At 60.9% G+C, this 10,655-nt stretch carries 10 protein-coding genes and 3 pseudogenes; 10 read left to right on the top strand and 3 right to left on the bottom strand.

All coding sequences use genetic code 11. The features are described from left to right. The 7 genes and pseudogenes from QM600_RS20670 to QM600_RS20700 all read left to right on the top strand — a co-directional run. A pseudogene (locus QM600_RS20670) lies at positions 1–396 on the top strand (toluene hydroxylase); the annotation flags it as partial. A gap of 2 nt (positions 397–398) precedes the next feature. Next, positions 399–734, top strand: coding sequence for a propane 2-monooxygenase effector subunit MimD (gene mimD / locus QM600_RS20675; protein ID WP_283263457.1), 336 nt, complete (start codon positions 399–401; stop codon positions 732–734). A gap of 74 nt (positions 735–808) precedes the next feature. Next, positions 809–1,855 (top strand): amidohydrolase family protein, encoded by a 1,047-nt coding sequence (locus tag QM600_RS20680; RefSeq protein ID WP_283263430.1) that lies wholly within the window; start codon positions 809–811, stop codon positions 1,853–1,855. Next, a complete protein-coding gene (locus QM600_RS20685; protein WP_283263431.1) occupies positions 1,852–2,610 on the top strand; it encodes an iron-sulfur cluster assembly protein in 759 nt (252 codons plus the stop codon). The genes QM600_RS20680 and QM600_RS20685 overlap by 4 nt, the downstream gene beginning before the upstream one ends. Then, a complete protein-coding gene (locus tag QM600_RS20690; protein WP_283263432.1) occupies positions 2,607–3,632 on the top strand; it encodes an NAD(P)-dependent alcohol dehydrogenase in 1,026 nt (341 codons plus the stop codon). Before QM600_RS20685 ends, QM600_RS20690 begins: the two co-directional genes overlap by 4 nt. Positions 3,633–3,674: 42 nt before the next feature. Further along, positions 3,675–5,324 (top strand): chaperonin GroEL, encoded by a 1,650-nt coding sequence (gene groL, locus QM600_RS20695; protein ID WP_283263433.1) that lies wholly within the window; start codon positions 3,675–3,677, stop codon positions 5,322–5,324. A 284-nt stretch (positions 5,325–5,608) separates the two neighbouring features. Beyond that, a complete protein-coding gene (locus QM600_RS20700) occupies positions 5,609–5,932 on the top strand; it encodes a putative quinol monooxygenase (RefSeq protein WP_283263458.1) in 324 nt (107 codons plus the stop codon). A 309-nt stretch (positions 5,933–6,241) separates the two neighbouring features. On the opposite strand, the gene QM600_RS20705 is transcribed toward QM600_RS20700, so the two are convergent. Together QM600_RS20705 and QM600_RS20710 are read right to left on the bottom strand one after the other, a co-directional pair. After that, the gene (locus QM600_RS20705) at positions 6,242–6,514 is read right to left on the bottom strand and encodes a transposase (protein ID WP_283263434.1); all 273 of its coding nucleotides are present in this window, start codon (positions 6,512–6,514) and stop codon (positions 6,242–6,244) included. A gap of 139 nt (positions 6,515–6,653) precedes the next feature. Further along, positions 6,654–6,911 (bottom strand): annotated as a pseudogene (locus QM600_RS20710) (transposase); the annotation flags it as partial. Positions 6,912–7,091: 180 nt separating this feature from the next. Between QM600_RS20710 and QM600_RS20715 the strand changes: the two are divergent. Beyond that, positions 7,092–7,790: pseudogene (locus QM600_RS20715) on the top strand (IS6 family transposase). Positions 7,791–8,147: 357 nt separating this feature from the next. Here QM600_RS20715 and QM600_RS20720 read toward each other — a convergent pair. After that, on the bottom strand, positions 8,148–8,897 hold the full coding sequence (locus tag QM600_RS20720; RefSeq protein WP_283263435.1) for an IclR family transcriptional regulator: 750 nt from the start codon (positions 8,895–8,897) through the stop codon (positions 8,148–8,150). A gap of 247 nt (positions 8,898–9,144) precedes the next feature. Here QM600_RS20720 and QM600_RS20725 point away from each other — a divergent pair, with 247 nt between their 5' ends. Then, a complete protein-coding gene (locus QM600_RS20725; RefSeq protein ID WP_283263436.1) occupies positions 9,145–10,197 on the top strand; it encodes an NrtA/SsuA/CpmA family ABC transporter substrate-binding protein in 1,053 nt (350 codons plus the stop codon). 4 nt (positions 10,198–10,201) lie between these two features. Continuing rightward, positions 10,202–10,655, top strand: a 454-nt coding sequence (locus tag QM600_RS20730) for an ABC transporter permease (RefSeq protein WP_502943040.1), incomplete at its 3' end; no start/stop codon positions are given.

Here is a 10,655-nt window from a genome sequence, read left to right on the forward strand (position 1 = left end):
TTTGCCACCAACATCGTGTTCGAGCAGCTTGTCGGATCGTTGTTCCGCAGCGAACTCGTGATGCAGATCGCCGCCCGCAACGGCGATTACATCACTCCGACGATCGTCGGCACCGGTGAGCACGACTACGACCGAGACCTGGCCTACACCCGCAATCTCTTCCAGTTGCTCACGAGGGACCCAGAATATGGGGAGTCGAACAAGGCATTGTTCGGTACCTGGATGGAGATCTGGGTGCCGCGGTGCCTCGAAGCGGCGCGCGCGCTGCAACCGATCTGGTCTCAGCCGGCTGACAAAGCCGTCACCTTCGCCGACAGCTTGGACGCGGCCACCGAGAAATTCCGTTCTCTGCTCGAACTGCTCGGGCTGGACATCCCGAAGGAGCTGGACAAGTGACTATGCAATTCGGATCGGCCACCGAGTTCTCGAACAAGTGTGGTGTCACGCTGATGAACACTCCAACCGGACGTGTCGTCGCCGAAGTCATGGGCGCGAAAGAAGGGGTCGAATTGACCGAGTACCCCTCCATGATTCGAGTCGACGGCGTCAACCGGTTGAACTTCGACTACGAGGAGCTTACCGACGCCCTCGGTTCGGACTTCGACGGTTCCATCTTCGAGGAGATCAGCTCCACCCACTACGGGCGCATGGTCCACCTCGACGACCAGACCATCCTGTTCGCCAGCCCTGAGGACGCCGCCGAATACATCGGCTTCGATCTCAAAGTGGACTGACCCTCGTCGACCGAGACCGCTTAAGGCGCCGGTCGACAACCACCTTTCAAGCACACGACCAAGTGAGGGAAGCGATGTATCAGAAGGACGGGCACAAGTACTTCATCGTCGACGGGCACGTACATCTCTGGGACGGCCGGGCGTCGAACCACAAGAACATCCACGGCAAGCAGTTCATCGACTGCTTCTACGACTATCACAAGAATCTCAGCCCCGAAGAGGTCGTGTGGGACTACGAAACGTACACCCACTACGGGGAGGACCGACTCATGCGTGATCTCTTCGTGGACGGATACGTCGATCACGCGATTTTCCAAGCGACCCTGCTCAGTGACTTTTACGTCAACGGTTTCGGGCAGACTGAGGAAGCGTTCGCGCTCACTCAAAAGCACCCCGACAAGCTTACATACAACCACGCATACGACCCGCGCTACGGCGAGGCAGGCCTCGAGCAGCTTCGCCGCGACGCCGATCGGATGAACCTGCAGGGAGTCAAGCTCTACACCGCTGAGTGGCATGGTGATTCGCGTGGTTACAAGCTCGACGATCACTGGTCGCGAAGGTACCTGGAAGAATGCATCAAACTGGGTATCAAGAACATTCACGTCCACAAGGGGCCCACGATCCGCCCTCTCGATCGTGACGCTTTCGACGTGGCGGATATCGACAAGGTTGCCACCGACTACCTGGATCTGCGGTTTGTCGTTGAGCATGTCGGCCTGCCGCGACTGGAGGATTTCTGCTGGATCGCGACGCAGGAGTCCAACGTCTTCGGTGGTCTGGCTGTGGCGCTGCCCTTCATCCACACTCGCCCAAGGTATTTCGCCCAGATCATCGGCGAACTCCTGTACTGGATCGGCGAGGACAAGATTCTGTTCTCCAGCGACTATGCGATCTGGACCCCGCAGTGGCTGATCGAAAGGTTTGTCGACTTCCAGATCCCCGAGGACATGCAGGACGAGTACGCCCCGATCACCATCGATCAGAAGAAAAAGATCCTCGGTCTCAATGCGGCGTCCCTCTACAACATCGACGTTCCGGCGGAACTGCGGTTGGCCGAGCCGGCCGGGCAGGTGGGCGTCGAGGTGGCAGCAGGGGCGAAAGAGACTGTGTCGTCATGACCGCGATCGACGTTCGCGCCGTTGACGTTCGTTTACAGGAAGATGTGCTCGAAGCGCTTGCCACGGTGACCGACCCGGAGCTCGACGAGCCGATCACCGAGTTGGGTTTCGTGCGATCGGTGACGTTGGACGATGACGGCGTCACCGTTCACCTACGGCTTCCGACAGCTTTTTGTTCTCCGAACTTCGCCTACCTCATGGCTTCCGACGCCCAGGATGCTTTGCGCACGGTCGAACACGTCGGTCGCGTACGGGTGTTGCTCGACGATCACCACGACAGCGAGAAAATCAATGCCGGACTGGCCGCCGATGCCGGATATGTCGGGACGTTCGGATCGGAGGCACAGGAGAGTCTGGTCGAACTGCGCAATATCTTCCTCGGCAAGGCGCACACTGCCGCGATGGAGCGATGCGTCGCGGCGTATGTGAAACGAACAACGATGGATATCAACGATATTCATCGACTGACGTTGCGAGATCTTCCGGCAAGTAAGGAGAAGTCAGCGCTGTTGCGACGGCGCATCAGTATCGGGTTGAGTATGTGCCCCAATAGTCGCGTGCTCGTCGACGACAACGGACTGGCAATTGCTGCAGACGCGGTCCCTGTTCGACTGCGATTCGCCAAGTCCGTGCGCATCTCGATGGAAGGCAATGCGCACTTCTGCCGCGGACTGCTCGCTACCCGGTACGCGGACGGCGAATCCGTCGACGCCACACCGCGAGTGACCGACATCAGGACGAGGAGCCTGCAATGAAAGCTGTGCAAGTAGTCGGATACAACACCAAGCTTCAGCTCACCGAAATTCCCGAACCCGGAATCGAGGGCCCGCTCGAGGTCATAGTGCGGATCGGTGGCGCCGGCGTGTGCCGAACCGACATTCACATCCTCGAAGGGCAGTGGGAAGAAAAGAGCGGAGTGTCGCTGCCGTACACAATCGGTCACGAGAATGCCGGTTGGGTCCATGCCGTTGGTGATTCCGTCACCAACGTTGCGGTGGGGGACAAGGTGATCCTGCATCCCCTCATCACCTGTGGCCAGTGCCGCGCTTGCCGTTTCGGTGATGACGTGCACTGCGAGAACAGTCAGTTCCCGGGAATCGACACCAACGGTGGCTACGCGGAGTACCTTCGCACTACTGCACGCAGTGTCGTCCGGATCGACGATTCACTCGAGCCTGCCGACGTCGCGGCACTTGCCGACGCGGGTCTGACGGCATACCACGCGGTCGCGAAGGCAGCCAAAACCACCAGGCCGGGTGACGTCTGCGTGGTAATCGGAGCCGGCGGCCTGGGTCATATCGGAATCCAGGTGCTCAAGGCGATTTCGGGTGTGACCGTGGTGGTGCTCGACCGTAATCCCGACGCGGTGGACTTGGCTGTTCGGATCGGAGCCGACCGAGGCATTGTCGCGGACGGCACCCACGTGCAACAGGTATTGGACCTCACCGGCGGGAACGGCGCGGAAGCCGTCGTTGATTTTGTCGGCGAGGGTGGTTCCACCGCCGAAGGAATCGCGATGCTCCGCCGCGCCGGGAACTACTACGTCGTCGGCTATGGCGAGAACATCGACGTTCCCACGATCGATGTGATTTCCGCGGAGATAAATTTCATCGGAAATCTTGTCGGTTCGTACAACGATCTACAGGAGCTCATGACTCTTGCTGCCCAGGGCAAGGTGACTCTGCATACGACCAAGTACCCGCTCGAAGAGTTCCAGACCGCACTCGACGATCTGGATGCGGGGCGTGTCCGAGGCCGGGCGATTCTGGTTCCCTGATCGTGTTTCTCGCTCCACCCACGTACGAAAGGAAATGCAGTCATGGCCAAGGAGATTCGCTACAACACGCAGGCCCGTCGCCTGCTCGAACATGGTGTGAACGCCCTTGCCGACGCGGTCAAAGTGACCCTCGGACCGAAGGGACGTAACGCCGTACTCGAAAAGCTCACAGGCCCGCCGACGATTACGAACGACGGGGTCACTATCGCCCGCGAGATACAGCTGAGCGATCCCTTTGCCAATATGGGCGCCCAGCTGGTCAAGGAGGTGGCCATGAAGACCAATGGTGCCGTCGGTGACGGCACCACAACCGCCACCGTGCTGGCCCAGGCGATGGTTCGCGAGGGAATGCGCGTCGTCGAGGTCGGCGCGAACCCGATGCGGGTACGCCGCGGAATCGAACGAACCGTACCGGTTGTCGTAGAAGCGCTACGGGCGCAGACAGTGAAGGTCTCCGGCCAGCGCGATCTCGAACGAATCGCGAGCCTGGCCGCCAGTGACGACGAAGCCATCGGGCAGGCCATCGCCCAGGCGGTCGACTTCGTCGGCGTGTCTGGAATCGTCACGACCGAGGAGAGCGACGTTCTCGGAATGGCGGTCGAGATCGTCGACGGTATCGAATTCGACCACGGCTACATCTCCGGTTACATGGTCACCGATTTCGAGCGGATGGAAGCGGTCCACGACAAACCGCTGATTCTGTTGACCAACAAGAAGATCAATCAGGTGCAGGACATCATGCCGAGCATCGAAGCCGCCAAGCGTGCCGACCGGCCGCTTGTAGTGCTCGCGGAAGACGTGGACGGACCCGCGCTGCAGCTTCTGGTCGGTGGCAACATGCACAAGACGATGCAGTCGGTCGTCGTCCGCGCACCGGGTTTCGGCCACCGCCGGGTCGCAGAACTACAGGATCTTGCAATTGCGTTGGGCGGTCACGTCATTGCGAAGGACACCGGGATCGAGCTGTCAGAAGTCGCTCTCGAACACCTCGGATCGTGTGACCGCATCACAGTGACGGAAAATGCGACGACGATTGTCGGCGGGCACGGTGACCAGAGTCTGGTCGGTGTCCGCATCGCTCAACTCGGGGCGCAGTTGGATCGGGCGAAAATCGATGCCGACGAGGACAGCCTCAAGTTGCGGATCGCCCGACTTACAGGGCGGGTGGCTGTTATTCGTGTCGGTGGCGCCACCAGCGTCGAACTCAAGGAGCGGATGCTGCGAGTGGACGACGCTTTGGCAGCGACCCGTGCTGCTCTCGAAGAAGGTGTTCTGTCCGGCGGTGGTACTGCCCTGGCTCAGGCACATCGTGCGCTCGCCGGACTGGATTTGCCCGGCGATGAGGCGATCGGTTGCGAAGTCGTCCGTCGTGCTTTAGCCGAGCCGTTGCGGTGGATCGCGATCAACGCCGGTTTCGACGGCGACGAGGTGGTCGAAACCGTTGCGGGTTTGCCATTGGGCCATGGGTTCAACGCCCTCACCGGGGAATACGGCGACCTGTTCGAGGACGGAGTGATCGACCCGTTCAAGGTTACCCGCGCAGCGCTCGAGAGCGCCGCATCTATTGCTGCGCTGCTCATCACAACCGAGACCGCCGTCGTGGAGGAAGTATTCGGTAATCCAGGAGCCATCGAGGCGCCCGGGTTCGGCGATTTGGCCGAAGGCATGATCCGTCCATCGAATATCTACTGAACTCGCTAGGCAAGGCACGCGGTCGGTCAGGCCTTCTTGCTTCCGATAGGGCGGTGGCCGACCACGTGCCTGCGGCTCAGAACTGATGTGAAGCTGGCGCGGAAACAGTTGCGGGCAAAGTCATTTCAGGTTTTGTCTGCTAGGAATTCACCGATATCGTTCCTGTGTGCGTTGCCGGGTGATGGTATCTTCGGGGTAAGAACAATTTCATTCTCGCGTCAGTCGCAGTGTGCGTTACGTACTTTGCGATCGCGATTCGACAGGAAACAGCGATTGGGGAAGCGATGATTTTTATTGTGGTGAAATTCAATGTGCTCGAAGAGCATCAGGACGACTGGCTGTCGATCACGAAAAAATTCACCGATAGTACAAGGGCTGAGGCAGGAAATCTTTGGTTCGAGTGGTTCCAGAGCGCAGACAACCCGGCAGAGTACCTACTGGTAGAGGCGTTCCGGGATTCTCATTCTGGCGCTGAGCATGTCGGTTCTGACCATTTCCGAAATGGGTTGGAATCCATGCGACCTGCGCTGAGTGAAACACCACGAATCATCAATGCCGAGATCCCGGGTACTGACTGGTCTCGGATGGGCGAACTCGAGATCACGTAGTCCTCCGGTCAGAGAATCGATAGCTGAGAGTAATAGATGGCCTTGAACTTGTGGGGTATGAATTAGCCCAAGGTGCTGCGCCGGCGACGGGCCCGAGAGAGCATTCGGAAACTGGGTTCATATCCGTGCAAGGCGCCGGGTCATGAGGCCGATCCTGGCGATGCGAATGACGGCCTCGTGGTGGTCGGGTCGGGTCTCGTAAGCGCGGACGCAACGGCGGTACTTGTTGATCCAAGCAAACGTACGCTCGACTACCCAAACCCAGGGCCGCACGTGAAATCCGCTCGCGCCGGGGATCCGTCTGATGATCTAAAACTGCTGGGCGAGAACGCTTTTCGCCCAGCCGAGCAGTCGACCCGGGTAGCCGCCGTCGCCCCAGATAAGCCGGATAGTGGAGAAGCCGCCCCGCGGTCCGGTCAGTAGCCGGTGCGCGGCGTCGCGATCCTGGATCGAGGCGGCGGTCACCACGACCGTGAGCAGTAGCCCGTTGACATCCACCGCAATGTGCCGCTTGACCCCATTCGTTCGCTTCCCGCCGTCCCATCCGCGACGGGATCCGGGCACCGTGTCGGCTGCGGGCACGGTCTCCCGGGTCGACGGTCGCCGCGGTCGGGCACCGGTCTCGTCCGGCCTGCACGCGGAGCCGGTCGCGCAGCGCGTCGTGGATGCGCTGCCATACCCCGGCGCGGACCCAGCGGACGAAGCTCCCGTACACCGTCGACGTCGGCGGGAACTCCACCGGCAACTGCCGCCACGCGATCCCGCCCCGAACCACGTAGAGAATTGCATCCAACACCACTCGGCGGCAGTATTTTTCGGGCCTTCCGCCCCGTCCGGTGGAGTTGCCGGGCCGAGGTAGCAATGGTTGTAGTACCGCCCACTGTGCGTCGGTCAGTGACGAGGCCGGATACACCGCGTTCCGATGTCCAGGCGCCCCGGACGGGCACGCCGGGCATGACTCGACAGGCGATGATGACATTGTGGACTCCTGGGTACGGTCAGCGACTGTTCATCCCTGACCCAACCAGGAGCCCGCCTCTATCCCACAAACGCGCTGAACGAGCACCGCCGCGGGTTTCCGAATGCTCGCTAAGAGGGCAGGGCGCTGTCACGTTGTTGAACGCGGCAAACTGGGAGAATCGGTGGGGTGAGCACCGCAATGCCGTCGTACAAGGGCCACCGCTACCCGGTCGAGATCATCAACCACTGCGTGTGGTTGTACTTCCGGTTCCCGCTCAGCTTCCGTGATGTCGAGGAGATGATGCTCGAACGCGGTGTCGTGGTGAGTTACGAGACGATCCGGCGGTGGTGCGCCAAGTTTGGGCAGACATACGCCAACCAGCTGCGCCGACGCCGGGCCCGGCCGGGTGACAAGTGGTACCTCGACGAGGTCTTCATAAAAATCAACGGCAAACTGCATTACCTATGGCGGGCGGTCGACCAGGACGGCAACGTGCTCGACGTGCTGGTCCAGTCCCGCCGAAACGGCAACGCCGCCAAACGATTCTTCTGCAAGCTGCTCAAGGGGCTGAGGTACGTGCCGCGGGTGATCATCACCGACTAGCTCGGCAGCTACCAGGTCGCGCACCGCGAGATGCTGGCCTCTGTCGAGCGTCGCCGGTCCAGGCACTTGAACAACCGGGCCGAGAATTCCCATCAGCCGACCCGGCAGCGGGAGCGGGCGATGAAACGGTTCACCTCAACCGGGCACGCGCAACGGTTCCTGTCCGCGTTCAGCTCGATCTCACCGCATTTTCGGCCCGGCCGGCATCGACTGACCGCGACCGAGTGGCGTACCGAGATGGCCGACCGATTCGCGCTCTGGCAGGAAGTCACCGCGACCGACGCCGCCGCCTGAAAGTGAACAGCCCGGCGGTGTCCCGTAACAGCCTGTCCCAAACAGGCGTCGCTGCTAGGCTTTTCGACTAACGTGACAGTGCCGGCCCGAGGGGTCGAAGTGTCGTACGAGACGATCCGCGTTTGGTGTACTCGGTTCGGGCCCGCGTGCAGGGCCAACCTTCGGCGACGACACGACGTTCTCCGCGTGGCCCACTGTCACTGGATCGCAACCATTGGCCCACATCGGACGTGACGAGTATCCGTACGCCCGGTCCGGATCACGAGGGTCCGTCGGCGACGCGTACCCAGTTTTCGATCGCATCCCTCGCCAGCAACGGTAATGACGTTCGGTCGGTTCTGCCACTGTCCAGTTACCTTAGAGAAGCACTTCACCGATCTGTCGTGCGGTCACCTTGGCAAGATCGGCGAGGAACGGAATCCGTTCGTCGATCATCAACTCCACCGGACCACGAAGTCCGAGAGTGTAACGCACAGTGCATGATCCATCGATGATCGGAATGCCGATGGTTCGAAAATCTGGGGTCAGCTCTTCGTCGTTGAATGCGTATCCCCTCTCGCGGGTCAATTCCAGGTCCCGGCGTATACCGGCAACATCGGTGATCGCACGCTGGGTGGTCGCTTCACGTGGCAGGGCAGCGAGTTCGGAGTCGTCCACATCGGACCACGCCAGAAAGGCCTTCCCTAGTGCGCTCGCATGCAAGGGAAGTCGAACGCCCTGGAGCACATGTCCGTCGGCCTCGCGCCACCGACTGAATCCGAGCAGCACCACCTCACTTCCGCTTCGCAGTGCGAGTGAGGCGGATGCTCCTGTCGTCGCGGCCAATTGCTCCAAGTAAGGCTCGGAAAGATAGATTCGATGCTGACGGTACGACACCTGTCCGTAAGCAGCCAGCGCGGCTCCGATGCGATACCGGCTGGTCGCGTCATCCTTCTCGAGGAAACCCGCGTCGACGAGCGACTGCAGCAACCGATGTGTCGTGCTCACTGCAAGTTTTTGTCGCCGGGCAACTTCCGAGACTCCCAATTCTTCGCCACTGCGAAAACATGTGAGCATGGTCAGGGCGCGAGTTACGGTTTGAACTCCCGCACCGCGTGCATCCGTCACGAACGGTCCTTTCGCTGTGGCTTGATCGAGCTGAGAATCGGACGCTAACACGGACCCACTCGTCCGGCCATCCTTTCCATCAGATGGAAAGCAACCAGACGAAGACCTACAAAACCCCAGATGAACAGACTTCTGATGTTGTCAAGATTTCCAATCTCCAGAAAACAAACGGGGACAAAACGGACAAGCACCCAATAGCGTCATCGTTGTCAGTTCTGACGAATCAACGCCTGAAGGAGCCACATACATGTCCCGCTTCCGCCGACTGCCACGAGCTGCCGCTGCGCTCGCCATGATCCCGCTGGCCGGGTTGGCGGTGGCGTGTGGGTCTTCCGATTCCGACAGCGCCGCAGGCAATTCCAGCACGGACTTCACGCTCAAGGTCTTCGATCCCGGAAACTCCGGCGCCATCGCCGTCGGCAAGCGTGACGGAACTTACGACGAGGCGCTGGCACCACTGGGCGCAAGGATCGAATGGGTCAAGACCACGCCGGGATTCAGCTCCAACCTCAAACTGTTCAACAGCGGTGAACTCGACATCCAAACGGGCGCATACAGTCCCGTCGTCGGTGCACTGTCCAAGGACGTGGGTGTCCGCATCTTCGCCACGTCCGACCCGTACAACAAGGACCAGGCCGGCATCATCGCCACTCCGGAATCCGGCATCAAGACCGTCGCCGATCTGGCCGGCAAGCGCATCGCCGTCAATCCTGCGGGCAAGGGCGAGTACATCACGCTCAAGGCACTGACACAGGCTGGAGTGCCGATCGATTCCGTCGAACGCGTTCCGCTGCAACAGGCTGACGCCGCGTCGGCCTTCTCCACCGGGCAGGTCGACGCATGGGCATCGTTCCTGATTCCGTACCAGGAGGCCAAAGCCAAGGGCGCGGTCGAGATCGCAACCGAGGCGAGCATCGACTCCGTGGACAGCACCATCATCGCCGGCCGTACCGCAGTTCTTGAGGCACATCCCGAGGTGGTCCAGAAGTTCTTCGAGGTCACCCAGGAACTCACCGCGAAGCAGCAGGCCGACCCGGCAGCATTCGAGAACGTCTTCGAACAGACCGGTCCCCGCGCACTCTCCGGACAGCGACTCGACGACGCGATCACCCTCGGCGGCCAGATCACCAACTTCCGCTATCCGACCGCAGCCGACGCCACCGACCTCGAATCCATCTCCACGCTGTTCGCCGAGAACAAGGTGATCCAGCAGCCGCTCAAGGGCAGTGACGTGATCTTCGACCTCCAGGGTGCTGTGACAGATTTGGCGGCGGCAGCGCCCACCACCGAGGGGAAGTGACCCGATGGTGACGCTGACCCGCCCCGCTCGAACGGCGTCGCAGTCAGTGGAGCATCCACAACTCGAAACGCCGCGTTACCGGCGCAATCGCAGCAGACCCAAGTGGATCTCGATCCCCCTCCGCTTCCTCGTTCCGGCCCTGTTGGTCGCCGGATGGTGGATCGGGTCGGCTACCGGGCTGATCCGAGAGGAGATCCTGGCCGGACCTCCCGCGGTGTGGAGGGCCTTCGTCGAGCTGTATCAGTCGGGCCAGCTGGTCGACTTCGGTCTTGCATCACTGCAGCGCGCTGCACTTGGTGTTGGGGTCGGTGTGATCGTCGGGTTGGTGCTCGGGGTTCTGTCCGGTCTCTCTTCTCTCGGTGAAGAACTGATCGACTCGACCATGCAGATCAACCGCGCGGTGCCGTTCCTCGCGCTCGTTCCGTTGTTCATCGCCTGGTTCGGTATCGACGAAACCT

It is taken from the genome of Rhodococcus sp. IEGM 1379, from assembly GCF_030056815.1.
In the GTDB taxonomy this organism is placed as follows: domain Bacteria; phylum Actinomycetota; class Actinomycetes; order Mycobacteriales; family Mycobacteriaceae; genus Rhodococcus_F.